The organism is Massilia violaceinigra (genome assembly GCF_002752675.1).
GTDB lineage: Bacteria > Pseudomonadota > Gammaproteobacteria > Burkholderiales > Burkholderiaceae_D > Telluria_A > Telluria_A violaceinigra.
Genome location: NZ_CP024608.1, coordinates 2,916,450 through 2,939,833 on the forward strand (window position 1 = coordinate 2,916,450; position 23,384 = coordinate 2,939,833).

Annotated in this window: 15 protein-coding genes and 1 pseudogene; 6 read left to right on the top strand and 10 right to left on the bottom strand. The window is 65.2% G+C overall.

What is annotated here, in order from left to right; genetic code table 11:
• From CR152_RS13265 to CR152_RS13280, 4 genes are read right to left on the bottom strand one after another with little or no spacing between them, the layout of a single operon-like run.
• Positions 1–3,771 carry a glycosyltransferase gene (locus tag CR152_RS13265; protein WP_099875327.1) on the bottom strand — a complete coding sequence of 1,257 codons (3,771 nt, stop codon included), beginning with the start codon at positions 3,769–3,771 and terminating at the stop codon, positions 1–3.
• Positions 3,771–5,219, bottom strand: a complete 1,449-nt coding sequence (locus tag CR152_RS13270) for a class I SAM-dependent methyltransferase (protein WP_099875328.1) — start codon at positions 5,217–5,219, stop codon at positions 3,771–3,773. The genes CR152_RS13265 and CR152_RS13270 overlap by 1 nt, the downstream gene beginning before the upstream one ends.
• The gene (locus CR152_RS13275) at positions 5,216–6,436 is read right to left on the bottom strand and encodes an ABC transporter ATP-binding protein (RefSeq protein ID WP_099875329.1); all 1,221 of its coding nucleotides are present in this window, start codon (positions 6,434–6,436) and stop codon (positions 5,216–5,218) included. The genes CR152_RS13270 and CR152_RS13275 overlap by 4 nt, the downstream gene beginning before the upstream one ends.
• A complete protein-coding gene (locus CR152_RS13280) occupies positions 6,436–7,236 on the bottom strand; it encodes an ABC transporter permease (RefSeq protein ID WP_099875330.1) in 801 nt (266 codons plus the stop codon). The genes CR152_RS13275 and CR152_RS13280 overlap by 1 nt, the downstream gene beginning before the upstream one ends.
• Before the next feature lie 367 nt (positions 7,237–7,603).
• On the opposite strand from CR152_RS13280, the gene CR152_RS13285 reads away from it, so the two are divergent.
• Positions 7,604–8,791 carry an acyltransferase family protein gene (locus CR152_RS13285; RefSeq protein WP_157778468.1) on the top strand — a complete coding sequence of 396 codons (1,188 nt, stop codon included), beginning with the start codon at positions 7,604–7,606 and terminating at the stop codon, positions 8,789–8,791.
• On the opposite strand, the gene CR152_RS13290 is transcribed toward CR152_RS13285, so the two are convergent.
• Together CR152_RS13290 and CR152_RS13295 are read right to left on the bottom strand one after the other, a co-directional pair.
• Positions 8,714–9,619: a YncE family protein gene (locus CR152_RS13290; protein WP_157778469.1), complete on the bottom strand. Its 906-nt coding sequence runs from the start codon at positions 9,617–9,619 to the stop codon at positions 8,714–8,716. The genes CR152_RS13285 and CR152_RS13290 overlap by 78 nt on opposite strands.
• Before the next feature lie 130 nt (positions 9,620–9,749).
• Positions 9,750–11,111, bottom strand: coding sequence for an ABC transporter ATP-binding protein (locus CR152_RS13295; protein ID WP_099882300.1), 1,362 nt, complete (start codon positions 11,109–11,111; stop codon positions 9,750–9,752).
• Positions 11,112–11,350: 239 nt separating this feature from the next.
• Here CR152_RS13295 and CR152_RS13300 point away from each other — a divergent pair, with 239 nt between their 5' ends.
• Together CR152_RS13300 and cysC are read left to right on the top strand one after the other, a co-directional pair.
• Positions 11,351–11,620, top strand: a complete 270-nt coding sequence (locus tag CR152_RS13300) for a hypothetical protein (RefSeq protein ID WP_099875333.1) — start codon at positions 11,351–11,353, stop codon at positions 11,618–11,620.
• 26 nt (positions 11,621–11,646) lie between these two features.
• Positions 11,647–12,231, top strand: a pseudogene (gene cysC, locus CR152_RS13305) (adenylyl-sulfate kinase); the annotation flags it as partial.
• A gap of 13 nt (positions 12,232–12,244) precedes the next feature.
• Here the strand turns inward: cysC and CR152_RS13310 are convergent.
• The 4 genes from CR152_RS13310 to CR152_RS13325 all read right to left on the bottom strand — a co-directional run bounded on the left by CR152_RS13310 (position 12,245) and on the right by CR152_RS13325 (position 16,640).
• The gene (locus tag CR152_RS13310) at positions 12,245–13,027 is read right to left on the bottom strand and encodes a Crp/Fnr family transcriptional regulator (RefSeq protein WP_229413375.1); all 783 of its coding nucleotides are present in this window, start codon (positions 13,025–13,027) and stop codon (positions 12,245–12,247) included.
• Between the two features lie 13 nt (positions 13,028–13,040).
• Entirely contained in the window at positions 13,041–13,352 is a 312-nt protein-coding gene (locus CR152_RS13315) for a VanZ family protein (RefSeq protein ID WP_229413376.1), read from the bottom strand.
• A 94-nt stretch (positions 13,353–13,446) separates the two neighbouring features.
• Entirely contained in the window at positions 13,447–14,826 is a 1,380-nt protein-coding gene (locus CR152_RS13320) for a tetratricopeptide repeat protein (protein WP_099875336.1), read from the bottom strand.
• Positions 14,823–16,640, bottom strand: a complete 1,818-nt coding sequence (locus CR152_RS13325) for a CHASE2 domain-containing protein (RefSeq protein ID WP_229413377.1) — start codon at positions 16,638–16,640, stop codon at positions 14,823–14,825. The genes CR152_RS13320 and CR152_RS13325 overlap by 4 nt, the downstream gene beginning before the upstream one ends.
• Before the next feature lie 304 nt (positions 16,641–16,944).
• Here CR152_RS13325 and CR152_RS13330 point away from each other — a divergent pair, with 304 nt between their 5' ends.
• From CR152_RS13330 to CR152_RS13335, 3 genes are all read left to right on the top strand, one after another.
• Entirely contained in the window at positions 16,945–18,279 is a 1,335-nt protein-coding gene (locus CR152_RS13330; RefSeq protein ID WP_157778470.1) for a FecR family protein, read from the top strand.
• A gap of 182 nt (positions 18,280–18,461) precedes the next feature.
• Complete coding sequence (locus tag CR152_RS32900) at positions 18,462–18,896, top strand: hypothetical protein (RefSeq protein ID WP_157778471.1); 435 nt, start codon at positions 18,462–18,464, stop codon at positions 18,894–18,896.
• Positions 18,897–18,906: 10 nt separating this feature from the next.
• Positions 18,907–23,166 (top strand): beta strand repeat-containing protein, encoded by a 4,260-nt coding sequence (locus tag CR152_RS13335; protein ID WP_099875339.1) that lies wholly within the window; start codon positions 18,907–18,909, stop codon positions 23,164–23,166.
• The last annotated feature ends 218 nt before the right edge of the window (positions 23,167–23,384 follow it).

A 23,384-nucleotide genomic window follows, 5' to 3' on the forward strand; every position in this document is an offset into this window, starting at 1 on the left:
TCAGGCGGCCGGCCAGCGCACTTCCTCGCGCCGTCCGGCCAGCACGTCGAGCAGCTGGGCGGCATTTTCGCGCCAGGTAATCCACGGCATGCCGTTCGATGCCGGCGCCATGCCCGCGCCGTGCTTTTCGAGCCACTCGCGCAGCGCCGCCGCCAGGTCGGCCGCTCCCATTCCGCTGAAATACGCCGCGTGTTCGCGCGCCACTTCCCGGAACACCGGCAGGTCGCGCGCCAGCACCGGCAGGCCGTAGCGCGCCGCCTCGATCAGCGGCAGGCCGAAGCCTTCCCCTTCGCTCGGCACCAGCAGGCAGGAACTGGTCTGGTACAGGTCGAGCAGTTCGGCGTCGCCGATCCCCTTGAGCCATTGCAGGCGCTGCCCCAGCTGCGGATGGCCGCGCAAGCGTTCGACGATGCGCGGAATGGTGCGCCGCGCGCCGTCGGGCAGCGGGGTCCAGCCCTCGGCGCCGACGATCGTCAGTGTCACGTCCACGCCCTCGCGCCAGAGCTGCTCGAAGGCGTCGAGCGCCTGCAGGTGGCCCTTGCGCGGCTCGATCGTGCCGACCATCAGGAAGGTGGCCGCGCCGTCTTTGGGCGCCGCCGCGCGCGCGCTTGGCACCGGCTGGGCGCCGCCGATATCGGCGCCGTGGTGCAGCACCGCCATCTTCACCTGGCCGTGGATCTCGGGCCGGGTGTGTTCCAGCCAGGCTTGCAGTTCATTGCGCACGGCGTCCGAAATGCACACCAGGCGGTCGGCCTGGCCGGCGACGCAGGACAGCCAGGCGCCATGGCCATGCTCGGCGCCTTCGGGGAAGAATTCGGGACGCAGCACCGGCAGCAGGTCGTGGATCAGGAAATTGACTTCGACCCCGCGCGCGCGCCAGTGCGCATACACGCCCTTGCGCGCGGCGGCCATGACCGCCCCCGGCGCGTAGTCGGCGCTGTAGAAGCGGTCGCCCGCCTGCACTTCGACCGCCTGGTCGGGCGGCAGCGGGCAATCGATGCCGAACAGGCGGCGCGCGTAGTCGCGCGCGTAGCGGTATTCGCAGCGGCCATCCTGGTCGGCCAGGTACACCGGTTCGATGCGCAGGCCCGGTTCGACCCGCGCCAGCAGTTCGATCAGCTGCATGCGCACCACCCGTTCGATCCCGGTCTTGAGGTCGTGGCGGGCGATCGAGGTGACGTCGATGAGCAGCTGGCGCGGCGCCAGCGCTTCCGGCATGACGGCCAGGCACTGGGCGCTGCGGCGCACCAGCGCGTCGTCGGCATGCAGCGATGGCTGGTCCGCCAGCGCCGCCAGCAGGGCGCCGCGTGAACCGGCTGCCGGCGCGTAAGTCTGTTCCAGCGCTTCGGCATACAGGCGCGCGCTGTGGGCGGGGCTGTGCACCGTATGGAGCAGGGTGCGCGCGCGTTCGCCCAGCGCGGTGCGGCGGGCCGGATCGGCATGCAGGCTTTCCAGCGCTTCGCGCAGCTGCACCATGCTGAACTGGTCGGGCAAGCCCCATACCGCATCAAGCGGCAGTTCGGCCATCGAGCCGTTGGCGTTGACGATGGTCGCCATCCCGTAGTTCAGGCAGTCGAGCACCGCGGCCGAGGTTTCGCCGCGCGACTGGCAGCGCAGCTGCACGCCGACGTCGGCCGCCTGCAGATACTGGTGGTACACCGCTTCGTCGGTCCAGCCGGCCACGCGCATGCGCCTGCTGGCGGCGCGGGCCAGGGTGGCGTTGATCGCCACGCCGTACTCGCCGCCATCGTTGGCGCCGACCAGCACCAGCTCGCAGCGCGGGTTGGCGTGCAGGGTGGAGCTGATCCAGGCGTCGAGCAGTTCCTGGCTATGCTTGGTGTGCGCCACGAAGCCGAAGCTGCACACCAAAAAGACATCGTCGGCGATGCCCAGCGCGCGCCGGGCGGCAGCGCGGTCCTGCGCCTGGGGCAGGGCGCGCGGCAGCGGCACCACGCTCCAGTCGCCCGCGGCCAGTGGCCCGTACCACTGGCGCGCCAGGTCGCGCGCATGCTGCGAGTGAACCACCACGCGGCGCGCCTGCTGCAGCACGGCCAGGTTGCACGGATACAGATTGCGGGCGTCGAGCGCGCGCGCCGGGTCCAGCCCGGCCAGCAGCGCGGCCATGCCGTGGCCCTGGTACAGGGCGTCGGTCCAGCCGTTGGGAATCCCGCCGGCCATCTGTTCGTAGGCCAGCACGCTGCTGATGAAAAAGTCGTGCAGCACCACCACGCCCGGGTGGCGCGCCAGCAGTCCGAACATGTGGCTGTGGAAGGGGCTGTTGCCGAACTGGTACAGGATGCGGTCGAACTGGCCGGCGTTCTGGTCGAACCAGGCCGCGCTGCGCTGGGGCAGGGCCGCCAGGGAGGACGGCAGCACGACCTTGTCCTGGTGGACGATCAGTTCGATGTCGTAGTGTTCCATCATGGCCGGCAGCACCTGGGCCGCGTAGTCGGCAATGCCGGTGCGCTCGGGCGGCAGCGGCGAGACGAACGCCAGGCGCGCACGTGCGGCCGGCAGGGGCACCACAGGCGCCGGCACGTTGCCGAAGCGCGCCTCGAGCGCGCGCAGGGCCTTGGTGGCGCTCGCGTCCCACGAAAAGCGCGCGGCCTGGGCGCGCCCGTGCACGCGCAGGCGTTCCTGCATGGCCGGGTCCTGCAGCACCTGGGTGATTTTTTCGGCGATCGATTGCGGACGGTCGGCGTCGAACAGCGCTTCGGCGCAGCCCACCACTTCCGGAATGCTGGTGTTGTTGGCGCCGATGACCAGCGCGCCGCACGCCATCGCTTCCAGCGCCGGCAGGCCGAAGCCTTCGTGGCGCGACGGGAAGATGAACAGGGCCGCGGCCTGGTACAGGCGAATCAGGTCGGCGTCGCTGACGTAGCCGGTCAGGATCAGCTGGTCCTTTTCAAGGCCGCGCTTGGCCGCGTGGGCCACCAGTTCGGCGCGTTCGCGCTCGCCCATCTTGCTGGCGATGAGCAGCTGGTGGCCGTCGCGCAGCGCCGGCGGCAGCAGGCAGTAGGCGGTGATCAGGCCATCGATGTTCTTGCGCGCGTCGAAGCCGCCCGGCGCGTACATCAGCATCTGGCGCGTGATGCCGAAGCGTGCCCGCAGTTCGGCCATTTGTTCGGCCAATTGTTCCGGATTGCTGTCGGACGGGCGGAAACTGTCGTCGACCGCGGTCGAAATGGCGGTGACCGAGTCGGGCGCGAGACCGAGCGCGTCGATCGCTTCCTGGCGCGAGTAGTCCGAGATCGACAGCAGCAGGCCGGCGCTGCGCAGCGAGGCGATCTTGCGCTCGTAGTAGGTGCGCTGGGTCTGGCTGCCGAGGTAGGCGGCGGGATTGAGGAAGGGGATCAGGTCGTACAGCACCACCGCGGTGCGCGCGGCGCCGTCGAAGGCGCCGACCGAGACCACGGCGTCGTCGACAAACCCTTCGAACAGGCTGGTGACCAGCACCGCGTCGGGCCGCAGCTGGGCGATGAAATACTCGCGCATCAGTTCCGCGGCGCGGCAGCGCGCGCTGTTGCCTTCGTCGATTTCGGCGACCGGGCCGACGATGTCGAACACGCGGATGCGTTCGGGCGGCACCAGGCCGGCAAAGGCGCGCCGCAGTTCGGCGATGGCGCCGCCCAGCGCGCCGTTCAGGACCAGCCAGACTTCATGCTCGCCGGCGTTGCGCGCCACGCCCAGCGCCAGGGCCAGCGAATAACGGCCGATGCCGCGAAAGCGGCTCTCCGACTGGGCGCCCTGCAGGTCGATCACAATCCGCATCACTTGTTCCTTGCTTCCATGGCTTGTTTGAGTTCGTGGTACATGCGCTGCTCGCGCGGCGACAGGTCGGCCGCGCTGGCGCTGTGGGTGGGCGAGGCGGCCGGCGGCGGTGGCGGCGGCGCATTGCCGCGCCGCAGAATGCCGTACAGGCGCGCATGCAGGCCGGGGAAGCGGCGCAGCACGGTCAGCGCCACGCGCTTGACGCGCGGGCGGCGCAGCATGGCGCGCATGAAGGTCACAAGCGGTCCCGCCAGGCGCCGTTTCACGCCGCTCGCCAGGCGTCCCTCGCGCGCGGCGCTGCGCAGGCGGTAGGCGCTGCCGGCGACCGCGCGCAGCGGCGCCGTCGCGCGCCACGAGGTGCTATCGAGCAGGGCCGCCACATGGGCGTCGGCCTGCTGGGCGCGCGCTTCGGCCATGCCGATGCGGTGCCCGAGCGCGTCGAGCTGGCCCTGGACCTGGTTCTGGGCCTGCAGCGCCAGCTGGACCTGCTGCACCATCTGGCCTTGCAGTTCGGCCAGGCGGTCGGCATTCGGGCCGACCCGCTGCAGGATCGGTTCGGCCATGTCCAGCCGCAGCCGATGCTGCTCGACGCCGGCCGCCACCCGCGCCACGCCCTGGTGCGCTTCGCCGAGCGAGACCAGGCCGGCCTGCAGCGCGTGTTCGACGCGCGCAATCCCGGCGTACAGTTCGGTGCGGCGCCGGTTATCCTGCTCCTCGAAGCGCAGCGCCAGGTCGGACAGGCCGATGCCGAACTTGGTGGCGAAGGGCGCGGCAAACGCGGCCAGCGCCGCGGGCGGCGCATCCTTCTGGCCGACCACCGCGTAGTCGGGGCTGACGCCATCGAGCACGTTGATCAGGCCAATCGGGGCGTCGGTGTGCAGCTGCGCCGCTTCCTGCAGGCGCAGCACCTTGTGGCGCGGGAAGCCGGCAAAACCGGTCACGAATTCGAGCAGCGGCGACGGGATCGGTTTCAGGTGCGAGGGATCCATGTAGAAGCTGGACGCGCCCACCACCAGGTTTTCGGGATTGGGCGTTTCCATGATCAGCAGGCCGCCCGGCAGCAGCACGCGCAGCGCTTCGGCGATCATGAGCTGGACCTGGTCGAACGGGATGTGTTCGACCAGGTGGAAGGCCGACACCATGGCCACGCTGGCGTCGCCCTGCGCGCGCAGGGCCGACAGGGCGTCGGTCAGGTCGGCGTGCAGGCCGCGTTCGCGGCAGGCCGCCAGCATGCCTTCGTCGAGGTCGACGCCGCGCGGCGCGAAGCCGTGTTCGGTCAGCAGCTCGAGCCATTCGCCGCGCCCGCAGCCCAGGTCGAGCACCGCAGCGCCGGGATACAGCGCGATCAGGGGCGCAAAGAAGGGCTGGTACGCCATCAGGCGCGATTTGATCAGGGGCCGCGCGCCGCGGTAGCGGTCTTCAAAGGCGCGGTAAAAATTGTCGCTCATCGCAGGATCTCCACATGCGGTTCGAGCCAGCTGGTGCCGACGAATTGTTTGCGGTTCATGTTCATGACAATGAAAAGGAAGGCCAGGTCGCGCCACTCGTAGTTGTCGCCCAAATGGGTCTCGGTGCTGGTCAGCGCCGTGGTGACCGAGTAGCTGCCTTCGCCCAGGTTGAGCGGAAAGCGGAAGCGGAAGTCGATCTCTTCGCCCGCGGCCACGTCGTGCAGCGCCATGTCCATGTGGTGGGTATTGGTGCCGTACATCTGCTGGCCGAGGCGGTCCTTGATCATGTAGCCGAGCACCAGGCGTTCGAGCGGCGCATGCACGCGCACGCGGATGCGCAAGGTGACGGCCGCGCCCACGTTGACCGTTTCGAGCGCGCGCCCGGCCTCGTCTTCGAGGGTAATGGCGCTGACGCTTGCTTCGCCGCTGCCGGAACTGGTGCGGGTGCGCCCGGCTTCGGTGACGACCTGCTCGACGCCGGCGCCGTCGCGCGAGGCGATCAGCGCGTTGTAGTAGTCCATCACCTGTTCCGGACTGCCCTGCGACGCCAGGCGTCCGCCGTCGAGCAGCAGGGCGCGTTCGCAGATCGACTGGATCGCGGCGCGGTCGTGGCTGACGATCAGCAAGGTGGTGCCGAGTTTCTGGAACTGGCGGATGCGCTCGAAGCTCTTGTGCTGGAAGTAAGCGTCGCCCACCGACAGCGCTTCGTCGACGATCAGCACGTCGGGCCGCTTGACGGTGGCCACGCTGAAGGCCAGGCGCATCTGCATGCCGGACGAGTAGACCCGCACCGGCTGGTCGATGTAGTCGCCGATGTCGGCGAACGCTTCGATCTGCGGCATCAGCGCGCCGATTTCATCGACCGTCAGGCCGATCAGCTGGCCGGCCATGAAGGCATTCTGGCGGCCGCTGAAGTCGGGATGAAAGCCCATGCCCAGTTCCAGCAGCGCGGCCACGCGGCCGGTGATGCGCACGCTGCCGGTGGTCGGCTGGGCGGTGCCGGTGATCAGCTTGAGCAGGGTGCTCTTGCCGGCGCCGTTGATGCCGATGATGCCGACCGCTTCGCCGGGCGCGAGCTGGAAGCTGACGTCCTGGATTACCCACTTGAGGCGATGGCGCGCGCCGAGGAAGGGCAGCACCCATTCCCACAGGCGGCCCCAGCGATTGTCGTACTGCTTGTAGGCCTTGCCCAGGTTGCTGACAACGATACTGCCCATCAGAGTTCATCCACCATTTCACCGGCGCGCTTGCGGAACAGCAGCAAACCCATGACGCAGCACAGCACGGTGAGCACCGCGATCGGCAGCAGGCTGGCCCAGTCGGGCATCTGGCCCTTGACCAGGATGGTCTGGTAGGCGCCGATCACGCCGGCCATCGGGTTAAACACCAGCAGTTCGCGCACCGCCGGCGGCAGCGCGCTGGCCGGGTAGACGATCGGCGTGAACCAGAACCAGAACTGCAGCAGGATGGTGAAGAACTGGCCGACGTCGCGGAAGAACACATTGAGCACGCCGAGGACCATGCCCAGGCCGATCGAAAACAGGATCTGCAGCAGCAGCACCGGATACAGCGCAAAATAGATCCAGCCGGGGAAGGTGCCCGACAGGACCATGAAGATGGTGAACAGGCCGAAGATGATGGCGAAGTTGATGCCGGCATTGAGCACGACGATGATCGGCAGGCAGATGCGCGGAAACTGCAGCTTCTTGATCAGGTTGGCGTTTTCCAGGAACACGGTCTGGCCGCGCGTGGTGATTTCGGCGAACAGGCCCCAGGTCAGCGCGCCCGCGCACAGGTAGATGCTGTAGGCGAAGGTCGAATCGACGCCCTGCAGGCGGCTGCCCATCACTTCCGAGAAAATGACGGTGTAGACGATCACCATCGCCAGCGGATTGAGGACGGTCCAGACGGCGCCGAACAGGGAATTGCGGTACTTGGACTGGAATTCGCGCTTGACGCTGCCGAGCACGAAGCCGCGGTAGCGCCACACGCCGCTGAACATCGACAGCGAGATCATGCGCGCGCGGCGCGGACGGACAGCGCGCAAGTGCGGAGGGGCGTGGCTCGCGCACTGGCGGCTAACAGCAGGGTCAGGGGTTGGATCGTGTCGATTTTCATATGGGAAAAGTAGGGTCGCGGAGGGGCCACCGGTTCAGCTGCCCGCGGCCGCCATGGCCTGCGCTGGCGCCAGCCGGACTGCCGCGGGATCCCTGCCGCCGCTGTTACCGTGGCGTCAAAAGGGCTTAGGATTATAGCATGCAGCCCTGCGCCAGCCGGTGCGAATGGACGCCGTTCGCGCCGCTGCCGGCCCCCTGCGGCGTGATTTCGCCGCAGGCATGCACAGCCGCTATAATATTGCACCTTCTACACGCCATTTTCCCCACATGCAAAATTCTCCCGTCCAGCGCGCCAATGCGGCTTCCGGTACCGGCAAGCTGGCCGGCATCGACCTGTTGCGCTTCGGCAGTGCGCTGGCGGTGCTGCTGTGGCATTACCAGCATTTTTCGTTCGTGGCCAACCAGGCGTTCGCGTTTCAGACCGAAGCCCAGCCGCTGTTCGGCTTGCTGTCCCTGTTCTATCGCTATGGCTTGTACGGGGTGCAAGTGTTCTGGTGCATTTCGGGGCTGATCTTTTTCTGGAAGTACGGCCAGGCGCTGGCCGACAAGACGGTCGGCGCCGGACGCTTTTTCCTGCTGCGTTTTTCGCGCCTGTATCCGCTGCACCTGATCACCCTGCTGCTGGTGGCGGGCGGGCAAGCACTGTATGCGAGCACTCACCCCTGGTATTTTGTCTACAAGGACAACAGCCTGTCGAGTTTCTTCTTGCAGCTCGGCATGGCCAGCCACTGGTTCGTTCCGCGGACGGGATTTTCCTTCAATGCCCCGATCTGGAGCGTGTCGCTGGAAGTGATCGCTTACTTGTTCTTCTTCTGCTTCAGCCGCGTCGCCGGCGTGGGAGCGGTCGCCACCGTGGGCGCGCTGGCCGTGCTGGGGGTGGCGCGCTACGTCAGCGAGCTGCCGGTGATCGAATGCCTGCTGTTTTTCTATCTGGGTGGGGTGCTGGCGCTGCTGGACCGGCGCAGCGCCGGCTGGAGCGCGGTGGCGCGCCATGGCCTGGGCGTGGCGCTGGCCGTGGCACTGATGGGGCTGGTTGCGGCCACCGCGGCCGGCGCCATCAAGCCCGAGCACGCCATTTTCGGCATCGTGCCGGTGATGGTGTATCTGATGCTGCAGTACGTGCGGCCGGCCCACGAGGGCGTGCAGAAGCTGTTTTCCAGCCTGGGCAACCTCACTTATTCGAGCTACCTGCTGCATTTTCCGCTGCAACTGGTCATTGCGCTGGTGTGCGGTGCGCTCGGGCGCGCCATTCCGTGGCGCTCGCCGTGGCTGCTGCTCGGTTTCCTGGGAATGACGTTCGTGCTGTCCTTTTTCTGCTACCGCCATGTGGAGCGGCCGCTGCAGGCGTGGATCCGGGCGCTGGGGCTGCCCGGCGCGTTAGGTTTCCATCAGCGCGAATACCTGCTCCGGGCGCGCCACGCGCTTGTGGGCGCGCGTAATGCTGGCCCACAGTGAGGGCGCGGCGGCGCTGTGAGCGAGCGCAAAGCCGGCCGGCAGGCGGCACAGGTCGAGAATCAGGCCTTCGCCGGCCATGTCGATTTCGTGCCGCAGCGACCAGTCGCGCTCGAACACCATCACCTTGCCGGAGGTGAAGTCGCGCGACTTGCGCTCGGTGAGGGCCGACACGCCCACGCAGCGGGTGCTGGCGTCGAACGCCACGCCGCGCGGGAAACCGCCGGTGTCGAGCACGAAGCCGGAGTCGCTCAGCAGGCGGCTTTCGGCCGAGGAGCAGGAATACAGTTCGCCATCCTCGCGCCAGATATTGTGGCCGCAGTTGCCCATGGCGACAGTCTCGACCAGTTGGCGCGTTTCCAGCGAAAAGCCGAGCAGCTCGCTCGGGCCGCGGTTGTGCGCCAGGATCCAGACCAGGCCCTGGTCGAACATGAAGGAATTGAAATGGTTGACGTCGCCGGCATCCTGCGCGCCGAGCGGATACCAGCGCTCCCACACCTGGCCATCCCAGATGGCGATCATGTTGTCGTGGGAACTGGTGAGCCACAGCTTGCCGTCGTGCCAGGCGATTTCGTGCAGGTCGCGCAGGGGGAAGGGCGCCTGCAGGCGCTCGCACAGCCTGAGCGAGCGGTCGAATACCAGCACGTCGCCGCGCTCCTCGGCCGGATCGATGTCGGAGGAGACCAGCCGGTTGCGGGCGGCGACGAACAACTGCTTCTCGTTATGGGCGATGCCGTAGTACAGCCCGTGACCGCGGTCGAGCACGTGTGCGTGGCCGCTGGTGGTATCGAGCAATAGGAAGGATTGCGATGTGGTAATTAGTAAATTCATGTGGCAACGGACCGTGTTGACGTGATGCGCCTGTCGCAATGTTGCACGCACAGCGCCTTATGCCGCTAGGCGGCAATCGAATCGGCGATTATAACGTGAAGGCCGAGCCGGCCTGCAACACGAAACAATTTCACACCGGATCGGCCATGCGTTGCAGCTCAAGAACCGGGTCCAGATTGACCACGCCGCTCCAGATAATGGCGTCCAGATTGCGCAGCACGCTGAAGGCGCTGGCGTCCTGGACGCGGGCCAGGGTCTGGCGGAAATCGCCGTCGCCGGCGCCGCCTTCGGCCACCCCGGCGGTGATGGTGTATTCGCCCGGCGCCAGCGCCGCCTTGAAGGAAAATTCGGCGGCCACGGCTTCGCCGGCGAAGACCGCGCCGATCGGGCGGCGCATGCAGTAGGTGTTTGTCATGAACACGGCTTCGCCGCGCGCATTGCGGATCTGAAAGCCGATGTGCGGGTCGGCAAACGCGGCGCTGAACAGAACCTCGACCCGCACCGTGGCCACGCGGTCGCTGATGACCGTGGCCACCGGACGCTCGTCGGCATACAGGCCGATGGCGCGGATCAGCGCGCCGCCGCGCTCGAAGGAGCCGACGGCGGCCGCGGCCGGCAGCGGGGCGGGTGCCGGGGCAGGAGCCGGGGCCGGGGACTCGGCAGGCGCGGACGCCGGTGTTTCACCGGCGCTCGCTGCCGTCAACGCGGCAGCCTTGGCGGCCGCCAAGGCTGCTGGCGGCGGGGCGGGCGGCTTGCCGTCGCGCTGGTTGAGCACATGGGCGTTGTACAGGTCGATCACTTCGCGCGGGGTGCTGTCGAGCGCGACCTGGCCTTCGCTGATCAGGATCGCGCGGTTGCACAGCGAATACACCGCGCCCATGGCGTGCGAGACGAACAGCAGCGTGCTGCCGGCATGGCAATACTCGCGGATGCGCTCGAAGCACTTTTGCTGGAAGAAGACGTCGCCCACGGCCAGCGCTTCATCGATGATCAGGATGCCGGGCCGCACGGCGGTGGCCACGGCGAACGCCAGGCGCACCTGCATGCCGCTCGAATACACGCGCACCGGCTGGTCGATGTAGTCGCCGATTTCCGCGAAGGCTTCGATCTCGGGCATCAGCAGTTCGATTTCCTCGACGCTCAGACCGATCAGCTGGCCGGCCATCAGGGCGTTCTGGCGCCCGGTGAAATCGGGATGGAAACCCATGCCCAGTTCCAGCAGCGCGGCCACGCGGCCGGTCAGGTGCACCGCGCCGGTAGTCGGCTGGGCGGTGCCGGTGATCAACTTGAGCAGGGTGCTTTTGCCGGCGCCGTTGACGCCGATGATGCCGACCGCCTCGCCCTGGGCAATGCTGAAATTAATGTCGCGCAACACCCACTTGAGGCGGTGGCGCTGGCCGAGGAAGGGCAGCGCCCATTCGAGCAGGCGCGACCAGCGGGTCGGATATTGCTTGTATGCTTTGCCGAGCTGGCTGACCTGGATGCTGCCCATCAGCGCATGCTCCGCGGGCGCGAAATTGCTATCGTCATAGAACATTCATTGGTTAAGGCCGGCGCGCCGGGGTGGGCGATTATACAGCAGGCATGCGCGCGGCCGGGTCGCGCCGCCCTGTACGGCAGGCGTCACGATTGCCGCTCGCGGGATGAACTGCTATGATAACGGCCAAGAAAAAAATAACAATTGAACAAGCAGCGGCGCCTGGCAAGAGCAGCGGAACTTTTAGGAAAACGATGGAACGGTCCTGGGTGTACATCCGCTTTAATACGCGTAACGACAATGACAATCCACTGCCGTGGAGGGTGCTGACCGAGCGCGGCCGGGTCGATGGCGTGCTCGAACTCGACCAGCAGTTCGCCGCCGAGGTGCGCTTCACCGCAACCGCCGTGACCTCTTGCGACGAAGTCGAAACCGGCGTGCTCAAGTGGCACCTCAAGGCCCACGGTTACCTGGCCTGGGACGGCGACGTGTGCACCGTGTGCGACCAGCCGGCAGTTCCATGAGCGCGCCGGCCCACCCCGATCTGACGTGGCAGCAGCACCCGGTCGACCGCGCGCGCCGGGCCGCCAGCAAGCAGCAAAATCCCTGTCTGTTGTGGTTTACGGGCCTGTCCGGCGCGGGCAAGAGCACGGTGGCCGGCATGGTCGAGCGCAGCCTGGCGGCGCGCGGCGCGCATACCTATCTGCTCGACGGCGACAATCTGCGCCACGGCTTGTGCCGCGACCTGGGCTTCGGCGCGGCCGACCGGGTCGAAAATATCCGCCGCGCCGGGGAAGTGGCGCGCCTGATGACCGACGCCGGATTGATTGTGCTCAGTGCCTTCATTTCGCCGTTCCGCTCGGACCGCGAGCTGGTGCGCAGCCTGATGCCGGCCGGCGAATTTATCGAGATCTTTGTCGATGCGCCCCTGCACGAGTGCGAACGGCGCGATCCGAAGGGCCTGTACGTCAAGGCGCGCGCCGGGCAGTTGCCCAATTTTACGGGGCTCGATTCGCCCTACGAGGCGCCGCAGCAGCCCGAAGTGCGGCTCGATACCCTGCGTGACGACGCCGAGACCTGCACTGCGCAGGTAATGGCGTATCTGGAACGCAGCCGGTTGATCGCGCCGGCGTAAGCGCTGGCGCCCCTTACGTCTGCGCCAGCTTCTGCAACGCCGCCGGATCGAGAATGATCAGCCGGTGCGTGCCTTTTTCAATAATCCCCTGCTGCACCAGGGTCAGCAGGGTGCGCGTGACGGTCTCGCGGCTGGTATTGATCATGTTCGCGATATCCTGGTGGGTCGGCAGGTTTTCCACCACTTCCACATCGCCGTCCTTCTTTTCCTTGAGCAGTTCCAGGAAGGTATAGATCCGCTTGGCCGTGTTGTGAATGCTGAGCAGCGCGCGGAACTGCGAATCGCGCTGCACTTTTTCCGCCAAAAAGCGCAGCATATGATTGGCCACCGATGGCGAGTGCGAAAACAGATGCAGCGCCGTATTGCGCGGCAGCAGGGCCACCATCACCGGACTGAGCGCCACCACCGACGCCGAGCGGGTCGAGCCGTTAATCACGGCAATTTCGCCGAAAAAGTCGCCCGGCGCGAGCATGCGCAGGCCGATCGCGCGCCCATCCTCGGTCACGTCGATCACTTGCAGCTGGCCCGACAGCAGAAACAGCAGGCTGTCGCCGCTGGCCCCTTTTTGCAGCACCACATCGCGCTTGGCATAGGTGCGGATGCGCAAGTCCGTCATCACCTGGCGCATTTCATCTTCGCTCAGGTTGGCGAGCAGGGGAATCTTGCGCAGATGAATCTGAAAGCTGATCTTGTTCTGCGAATCCTTGGGCACCGGCATGACCGAGCCGGCGTCAGCCTCGCTGACCGGCGCGCCATGCTTGGGCGCGGACACGATGTTATTGTTGTCTGTACTCATGCAAATACTTCCGTCATTGATAGGCGTGCAGCAGCGGTGCGCACAGCGCCACCGTGGCGATGCCGGCGGCATTGGCTGCCATGTCGCGCCAGCAAAATTTCCGCCCCGGGACCAATTCCTGCAGGATTTCGATCAGCAAGCCGGCCAGCAGCAGGCCCAGCAAGCTTACTTGCAGGATCCATCCTCCGGGCACCATGCGGGCCAGCAAGAGGGCGAGGACGCCGAAGGCGAGAAAGTGCAGCAGTTTGTCGTTCGGTAAAGGCGGCAGCCATTCGTTCGGAACCAGGCAGCCTGCCACGATAGCAACCGTGCCCAGTAAAAACAAGATCAATTCCCAAGTCATAAAGTCCACATCAACAGTCGGACCGCCGGCAGCGATTGCACCCGCGGTTCCGCCAGCAGCGTGCTGGACTGTTATCTTACCAGTTGTCGGTCCGCCAGCTGAACTGGACCGCATGGCTGTCGTACCGGAACAGGGGAATGTTCTCGCGGTTCCAGGTGCGCCGCAGTTCCAGCTGCAGGGCGCTGTGGGTGCCGACCGGCACTTGCAGGCTGGCGCGCAGCTGGGTGGTGTCCTGCCTCCGCGTGGTGTCGATCAAGCCCGGCGAATAGGCATGATCGCTGCGCCACGACTGGCGGCTGATGCCCACTTCGCCGATGGCCTTGTCGCCCAGCGCGCCGAAGGCATTGGCCGAGCCGTACCAGCCGGCACGGTCGCCGCCCGGACGGGTGTCGCGGCCATGGTCGCCCAGCACGCCTGCCGCGAGCACCACGCTGGCGCGCTTGGCGCTCCAGGCCACGGTACTGCCCAGGTCCAGTGTGTGCGAATCGTAATAGCGCCGGGTCGGATACTCGGCGCCGCTGTAGCCGGCCGTGAGCGACCAGCTGGTGGCCTCGCCCAGCGCCACCGGCGGCGTGGCGCGCAGCAGTACCTGGCCCTGGCGCTGATACAGGTCGCCGCCGAGGCGCACCAGGCCGAAAGCGGCCGTGGCGCGTCCGTTCCAGGCGCCGGCGCTCCATGGTTTTTCCAGCGCCAGCAAGCCCGAACTGGTGTCCTGGCTGTCGACGCGGCTGTGGCGCAGCGCGCGCAGCTGGGCGATGAGCAGCATGCCACGGCTGCCGAGCGGCTGGTTGAAGTCGCCCGAGAGCACGTTGAAATGGTCGCCCTTGGGCAGCGAATCGGGGCCGAGTTCCACCTGGGACAGCTTGTCGCCGCTGCCGACGGTGATGAAGCGGTTGCTGGAGCCCTGGTTGACGTTGCTGTCATAGCCGCGTCCGAGCTTGAACGACATGGCGCGCCGCGCCACCTGCGTTCCCTTGCAGCCGGACTTGCGGTAGTGGGCGATCAGTTCGCGGATCGCGGGCGGCGGGTTGAAGCGCGTTTCGATCTGCTCGAACATGCGCTCGGCCTCGGATTGGTTGCCCAGCGAGCAATGGCTGATGGCCAGGTCGAGCCAGGCTCCCGCGTGCAGCGAATTTTTCTCCAGCAAGCGTTCGAGCTTGCCGGTGGCTTCGTCGGGCCGCCCTTCGGACAGGGCGCGCACGGCGTCGAGGTAGAGTTTTTCTTCCTGGGCGGCATCGGCCGCGGCCGCCGCGCCATTGCCGTCGGCGCTGGCGTCGGACGGCGCCGGGCTTGCCTCGGCGGCTGCCTCGGGCACGGCATCGGCGGCGGCCTCGCGCGTCGCAGCGCTGGCCGCGCCATTGGCGTCGGACGCCGACGGCGCGTCGGCCTGCTGCGCGTGGGCGGCGGCGCACAGGGTGGCGCCGGCCAGCAGCAGGGTCCATGGCGCGCGCCTCATGCGGCCGCCTCCAGCGTGTAGAGCTGCATCGGGTGCTCCTTGCCGCGCAGGGTGTGCTGCCCCAGGCTGATGAAACGGTGACGCTTGGCGTAGGCCACGGTGCCTTCGCCGATGATGACGTCGTGAGGGAAGTCGCGCGCCGCCTGTTCCAGGCGCGAGGCGGTGTTGACGCTGTCGCCGACCGCTGTATAGATGCTGCGGAAAGCGGTGCCGTAGTCGCCCACCATGGCCGGGCCGCTTTCGATGCCGATGCGCACGCGCAGCGGCTGGCCGCCGGCGCGCACCCGCGCCCGGCTCAGCATGGTCACTTCGCGCAGGATGTGGGCGGCGGCGTCGAGCGCCAGGTCGGCATGCTCGTCGTTGGGAATCGGCGCGCCCCAGAAGGCCACCAGGCCGTCGCCCGTGTATTTGTCGAGCGTGCCGCGCTGTTCCAGCACCGGGCGGGTCAGGCAGTCGAGGAAATCGGTGGTCAGGCGCGCCGCTTCTTCGACCGGCAGCGATTCGACCTGGGTGGTGTAGCCCTGCATGTCGGCGATCAGGGTGGTTACCTGCAGGCTGCGCGGGGCCAGCGGGTTTTTCAGGCCGCTGCGCAGCAGTTCGTCGACCACTTCGCCGGCCACGTAGCGGCGCATGGTGTCGAGCAGGCGGCGCGAGCCTGACTGCGCCAGCTGCCAGTGGAACGGCACGCCCACGGCCAGCAGGAACAGGATCGCCAGCAGCGGGCCGCTGACGGAAAAATGGGCGTCGTGGGCGCTCAGGCCGTAGGCCAGGGCCAGCCACGCCAGCGCGGCGGCGCCCAGCATCAGCACATTGAAGGCGGCCGACAGGCGCGCGAAGGTCAGGCTGGCCAGGGCCGCCACGGCGGCGGCGAACAGCACCGCCAGCAGGCGCCCGGGCCAGGGCGCCGGCGCCAGGCCGCTGTCGCGGTCGAGCAGGGTGGTCAGCATGGCCGCGTGCACCAGCAGGCCGGCGCTGTTGCGCCCGATGGGCGAGGCGACCCGGTCGCCGATGCTCAGCGAGGATGAACCGATCAGCACCAGGCGCCCGGCCACCAGCGACGCTTCCACGCGCCCGGCCAGCACGTCGCCGGCCTTGGCCACCATATAAGCGTCGAGCGAGCGGGTAAACGGCACCCGCACGAAGCCATCCTCGCGCGCGCCTGGGGCCACTGTTGGCGGCGCGCCGCAGCAGTCGAGCAGGGCGCGCGCCAGGGTCGGGTAGCGCCGCCCTTCGAACCAGGTATACATAGGGACGCGGCGCAGCACGCCGTCGGGATCGGGCAGCACCCCGATATTGCCCACGTGCGGGGCCGCGGCCAGGCCGGCGTGGTTGGCCATGTAGCCATAAGCCGGCACCGCGCCTGCAGCGGCGGCGGCCGCGCTGCCGCCGGCGGGCTTGCCGAAACGCAGTGGCTGGGGGCGCTGTTCGTAGTCGAAGACCTGGGCCAGCACCACCGGCCCCTGTTGCGCCAGCATGGCCAGGCGGGCGTCGCCGCCGGGCTCGCCCGGCTCGCCCTGGATGATGTCCAGCGCCACGCCGCGCGCGCCGTCGGCCAGCAGGGTTTCGACCAGGTCGGCCAGGCGCCCGCGCGACCACGGCCACGGATGGGCGGCCAGGCTCGTTTCATCGATGTCGACCACCAGGATGCGCGGCTCGAGGGTATCGACCGCCTGGGCCACCACGAAGCGGTCGCGCAGCCATTCGTCGGCGGCGTCGAGCGCGGACGGGCCGCGCGGCAGCTGCGCCCACGCGGCCAGCAGCAAGGCGGCGAGCGGGATGGTCAGGTGCAGAAAAGAGGCGGAAGGTAGGCGCAAGTTGACCAGTACTGTGGAAGTATCCCCGCGCCATCTGATGCTTAAACAGAAACGTTGCCGAGGTAAAATAGCTGCAAGTATAGCGCCTGTTGCGCGCCAAGGCCATCGGGAGTGTGTCTGCATGTCCCGCGGCGCACACATTATGCAGAGCAACAGGTGTCACGCTTGTCGCACGAACGTCGCAGAATTGTATCGGGATGCAAAAATGTGACGCAGAACACGTTTTCGGTGGGGCGATGAGAGCATAATCTCAATTAGTAAGGGAGAATTTATGTTTAGTCAATCAATTATCAGAGCTGGATTCATGTCTGTCGCGTTCGCCGCATCGTGCGCCGCGCTGCCCCACGCCGTTGCCGGCGAAGCGGGCCGCATCGTGTTCGTGACCGGCGAAGTGCAGGTGGCCAGCCGCGCCGCCGTGCTCGACAGCGCCGTGCAGGAGGGCGACGAGCTCAGTACCGGCGCCCAGGGCTACGTCTATATGAAGACCGTGGACGGCGGCTTCCTGATCCTGCGTCCGAACAGCAAGGCGCGCATCATCGCCTACAAGGTCGACGCCGCCAATCCGGCCAACACGCGCGTCAAGCTCGAGCTGCTCAGCGGCGTGGCGCGCAGCATTTCCGGCCAGGGCGTCAAGCTGTCGCGCCAGAACTACCGCTTCAATACGCCGGTGGCCGCCATCGGCGTGCGCGGCACCGATTTCATCGTCTCCACCGACCAGCAGACCTCGCGCATCGCCGTGGTCTCGGGCGGGGTGGTGGTGAGCGGCTTTGCCGGCGCCTGCCGCCCGGAAGGCGGGGGACCATGCGAAGGCACGGCCAGCCGCGAACTGTTTGCCGGCCAGCGCGGCATGCTGCTGCAGGTCGAGCGCGGGCAGAATATTCCCAAGCTGCTCAACAGCCCGGCCAGCAATCCGGACAAGGTCGTCCCGCCACGCCCGGACGAGCCGGCGGGCCAGGCCGCCGCCACCGTGCCGGCCACGCCGGGCTCCGGGGTCAGCCTCGATGCGCAGAAAGACAACAGCAAGCAGATCGCCAAGGCGGCGGTGGCCAACAGCGCCAACAATAACAACAATAACGGTGGCGCCGGCGTGTTGCCGAAGCCGACCGTGGTAGTGCCGGTACCGGTGCCGGACGTGCCGAAAGGTCCCGAAGTCATCTGGGGCCGCTGGGAACGCATCGCCAATACGCCACCCGACCCGGCCGTCATCGAACGCTTGAGCAATCCCGACTATAACCAGGGCTATGTGCTGGGCGCGTATGCGGTGCGCAGGCAGCTGACCAGCAACGTGGTACTGCCGACCGAAGGCACGGCGTCGTTCGCCCTGCAGAGCGGTGAAGCCACCCTGCAGCGCACCGGCGGCGATGCGCTGGGCGCCACCATCGGCGACGCCAGCCTCAAGGTCGATTTCGGCAAGAAAACCTTCGTCACCAGCATGACGGTCTACAGCCCGGAAACGCAGATGAAAGTGACCGGCGTGGGCGATGTGTTTTCCAAGGGCGACCTGTACAACCAGGCCGTCTCGAATTCGCTGATCCGCGGTTACCTCAGTGGCGACAAGGGCACCGCGGCGACTTTCATCTTCAAGTCGCGCAACGACCCGAACCTGACCGCCGAGGGCATCACCCAGTGGGCGCGCTGACGTCCCCGGGGGCCGCGGTCATTCCCGCCCCCGTATTATCCGGATCGCCCGTTTATTAACTGCGCGATTATCTGTTCCAAGGCCGCCGATAAGGCGGCCTTTTCTTTTGCTGTTTATTTCGCAGAAGCTCTTATAGAAACATGGGACCAAACATAATCGTTTCCAAAGGACAAGGGTAGTAATTGAACACGCCTTGGGGCGGGATCGCCGAATGCAAGGGCGCGCGCACGGCGCGGGCAGGCGTGCGGGGCGTGGCGCCTGTTTTGACGGCCCAAAAAGCGCATAGGGATATTCGCCTTATTAAGCCGGTCTTAAAACGGCGGGACTTAAGCCGGCGCGCCCCGCGTATTATCCCGCGCAAGCGGGCGGGCAATGAAACGCATAAAAATGCGGCAGCGCAGCGTTGGTTGCTCAATAAAGCAGCAAAATTTGTTCAAGAGCAAAATATAAAGCCAAAAAATCGGGAAAAAAGTGCGATTAGTCCGGGATTTGTGATGGCGGTCACAACCTGTGCCCCACGATGTGGCAATATACTCCCTGTTCTGCAAAAAAGGCGTCTGGCGGGGTACTTCTACCCCTCCCGAGCCGCAGAAATTTGGTTATATCTATTCATTTAAAGGATCAATCATGGCCGCAGCAACTGAGTACACAAAAGTAGCACAAGAACTTTACATTTCCTATTTCGGTCGTCCGGCTGACCCTGCTGGTCTGGCAGCCATGACTGCTGCGCTCGCGGCTGCGAATGCTCCTACGTCGACCGCTGGCCTGGAAAGCGCCTACAAAGCTGGCAATGTCGCTGTTAAAGATCTGATCGACAGCTTCGGCACCAGCGCCGAGTCCCAGGCTCTGTACGCTGGCGCGTCGACCAGCCAGTTCGTCACCGCGATTTTCCAGAACCTGTTCAACCGCGCTCCTCTGGAAGCCGGCCTGACCTTCTGGAAACAGCAGATCGACAGCGGCGCAATCACCAAGGCAGGTGCCGCTCACGCCATCCTGACCGGCGCAACCGACATCGTTGGCGGTGCCGACGCTGCGATCATCGCTCGTAAAGTTGCTGTTGCAGAAGGCTTCACCACCGCTGTCGACACCGACAACGAAGTGACCGCATACAAAGGCGCTGCCGCTGCTGCAGAAGCACGCAAGCTGCTGACCAACGTCAACGCAACCACCGACGTCGCCGTGTACCAGTCGACCGTCAACACGACCATCGCCAACCTGGTGCTGGGCACCGTTCCTGGTTCGAGCCTCGACCTGACCATCAACAAAGATGCGCTGGTTGGTACCGCTCTGAACGACAGCTTCATCGCTACGTTCACCAACAATGACAACACCCTGCAAGCTGGCGACCGTATCAACGGTGGCGGCGGCAACGACACCCTGCGTGCCGACCTGGGCGATTCGAACAACTTCGCAATGCTCGTCGAAACGGCCAGCGTTGAGACCGTTGTTCTGCGCGCACAAGCTATCTCGCGTGACAGCACCGACAACAACACCGAGCGCACCAGCAAGACGCAAATCGATGCCCAGGACATGGTAGGCGTTCTGCGTTGGGAAGACCGCGACAGCCGCGCTGATCTGCAAATCGAAGATGTCCGCATCCTCCCTTCGCAAATCACCCGCGACATCACGATCGCCATGGTCGGCACCGATCCAGGTAACGTCGATTTCGGCCTGTATTTCGACCAGCACTCCCTGCGCGCAGCTCCTGTTGCCCAGAGCGGCTCCACGATGCGCCTGCAACTGATGGACACCCGTGCGGCCGATGCTAACCTCGACCCACTGAAAAGCAATCCATACAACGGCTTCACGTTCAAACTGGACGGCAAGGCAGTTATCGTTCGCTCGCAAGAGATCGACCAGGCACAAACCTACGACCAGCTGTTCGCCGCAGTGAAAGCCGCTGTTGCCAACACCCCGGGCCTGCAAGGCTTTGAAGTGACCAAAGGTATTAACTTTACCGCTGTCGATACCCAGTCGGGCCGTCCACAGACCGGTGTTGAAATCAACATCAAGAACCCAGGCGCCGGCGTTATCGCCATCGACAGCGAATCGGGCTGGTTGGCTGAAGCCGCAGTGCCAGCAAACTCCGGTCTGCACACCGCGATCCTGACCGATACGCCTGCAACCCAGGCATTCAAAGTCACCAGCACCATCATCCTGGACGACGTGGGCCGTGGCTCGAACGGTGGCGATCTGGTCATCGGTGGTCTGTCGGTTGGCGACACCTCGAACTCGAAAGGCGTTGAGCGTTTCGAAATCACCGTTGAGCGTAACAGCAAGCTGCAAACGATCAACTCGACCAACAATGCCCTGGAAGAAGTTGTCCTGGTCAATGGCGTTACCAAAGGTAACCTGTCGGTCATCGGCAACCAGAACCTGATCAACTCGGCTCTGAACCCGAACGCACTGTTCCCACTGACCCCGCTGGTCGATGCAGTTCTGGGCACCATCGGTGGCCTGCCAACCGGCGGCACCCCAGTCGGCACCCGTAGCGACTTCCCAATGCCTGGTACCGTTTCCCAGCGCGGCGGCAGCCAGCACGGCGACATCTATGGTTTCCATGACGTGCGTCTGATCGATGGTTCGACCCTGAGCGGCGACCTGAGCTTCACCGCTGTCGTGACCGACCGTTCGATCGCCAAGTACGTCAACAAAGTCGACACCCAGACCGATGCTGCAGTTGACAACATCGCGTTCACCTACACCGGCGGTACGGGCAGCGACACCATGATCGTTGATCTGGACGCAGCCGTTGCTGGCAGCCGTGCACGTATCGAAAGCGGTCTGGAAGACTTCACGTTCGGCCTGAACGGCGGCGCTGGTAACGATGCACTGACTCTGCGCGTGGCTCCTGCTGTTGCTGGTGGCGGCGTTACCGCAACCACCAACTGGGCTAACAACCAGGATCTGAACAACAACATCAGCATCAGCGGCGGCGACGGCAACGACACCATCCGCAAACTGGGCGACGGCGACACCCGTATCGCCGGCGGCGCAGGCGACGACACCATCTACAGCGAAAACACCGGCCGTCAGCCTGTGAATGTCCTGGTGTACGGTTCGACCACGCCTGTTGCAACCTCGACCAACGCAGCATGGGTATTCAACACCGTTGACCAGGTTGCACTGACGCTGGATGCTGACCGTTTCGTCAGCGACACCCGTTCGGACTTCAACAACACCTACTTCCTGTACAACACGAAAGTGAACGTGACGTACAAAGGTATCGTGTCGACGATCACCCTGGCGAACAGCACCACGTACAAAGCAACCGACCTCGACATCAATCAGGCGATCAAAAAAGCGATCAACCTGGATCCAGTGCTGAGCAAGCTGCTGGTCGCGACCGATGCTGAATCGAACGCTCTGCACGTCACGGCGCTGACCGATGGCCTGCACGCTGTCACCGATCTGTCGATCGCTCTGGTTGCTCCAACCACCGGTCTGTCGACTGCCGACATCACCGCTGCCGCCAAGGCATACGGTATCGTTGCTGACGCTAACGGCGCCAATGTGTACGCTGCTATGCAGAACTCGATCAATGCACTGGGCATCAAAGGCGATTACAACTCGGCCTTCGCTACCGCGCTCGATCCAGTCCTGCCAGCAACCTTCGTTGCAATGACCGGCGCTGAAAGCGCTTCGATCAGCGACAACATCATCACCGGCGGCACGGGTAATGACGTTATCGTTCTGGGCAACAAAGAAGTTGTTGCAGTTGCTCCAGCAACGCCAACCTCGACCGAATTCGCTGTGTCGAACAACGAAACCGTTGTCTACGCTCCTGCATTCGGCAACGACACGATCGTCAACTTCGACGTGACCGGCGCTGGCATCGATCACCTGGACTTCACGGCACTGGGCGGCACCACGCTGACCAACACCCTGACGACCGACAAGTCGATCACCATCGGTACCGCGATCAATGTTGCACTGACCGAGACCGCAATCACGGCTCTGTACGCTGCTAACAACATCGCTGCCCAGACCCACGTGTACGTGGCTGTTGATTCGGTCACCTCGATCGGTACCGTGTACCAGATCGCCGATGCAATCGGTGCAAACACCGCGACCATCACCAAGGCTGGCACCATCGATCTGGCTCAAACGATCACCGCAGGCACCTCGCTGTGGAACTCGCTGACCCAGGCTAACTTCGTCAACTCCGAAGCAGCTAACTACTACCTGCTCGAAGGCGCAGCTGGTGGCGTACCTGCAGCGATCGTTCCACCGACCGCTGTTGCTTACACCATGACTGGTGCTACCGGCTATAACGCTGGTAACAACAACGATGTCACGATCACTGTCGCTAACAACGGTTCGTACTCGTCGACTGTCAGTAACTACGCTACGGGCGACAAGTTCATCTTCGCTGCAGGCACCACCGTGACCGTTACTGACGGCACCGCAAACGACAACGAAGTGACCCTGACCGCTGTCAACGGTGGCAACACCCAGACTATCGTGGTGCAAACCCCGATCGCTGACCTGATCACCTCGCCAGTCAACGACGTTGCCGCGTTCAACACGTTCTTCGGCGCTGGCTCGCTGGTTGTTTCGGGTGCTGCTACGACCCCAATCAACTCGGCAGTCGCTTCGATCGACGCGGGTGCTGGTAACGTGACGTTCAGCGTTGCTACCGGTACCTACACGACCAACGTGACCAACTACGCCGATTTCGACGTGTTCCAGTTCGTGACCGGCAGCGTCCTGTCGATCGTCAACACCAACCTGGCCGACGGCATCATCGATGTAGTCGCAACCAACGGTGGCACCACCACCACCCTGCACCTGACCGGTCTGGTTAATGCAGATGACACCGCTGTTGGTACCAGCGTTGCCAACTTCAACACCACCTACGGTGCTGGTTCGCTGGTTGTTATGTAATAATTAGTCCCTGTAGCAAGGAATCGCAGGCCTTCGGGTCTGCGTTTTCAAGCCACGCAAAAGGCCAGGCTTACCGCCTGGCCTTTTTTTATCCGCCTGCCGTTCGCGCACGGCGTCATTGCAGATTTGATACTGCACACAGTAAATCTTCTCTGGTGTTAAAACCTTGCTTGTGCTAAGCTTTTGAACTTGTGATCCACATCACATTTCCAAGCGGA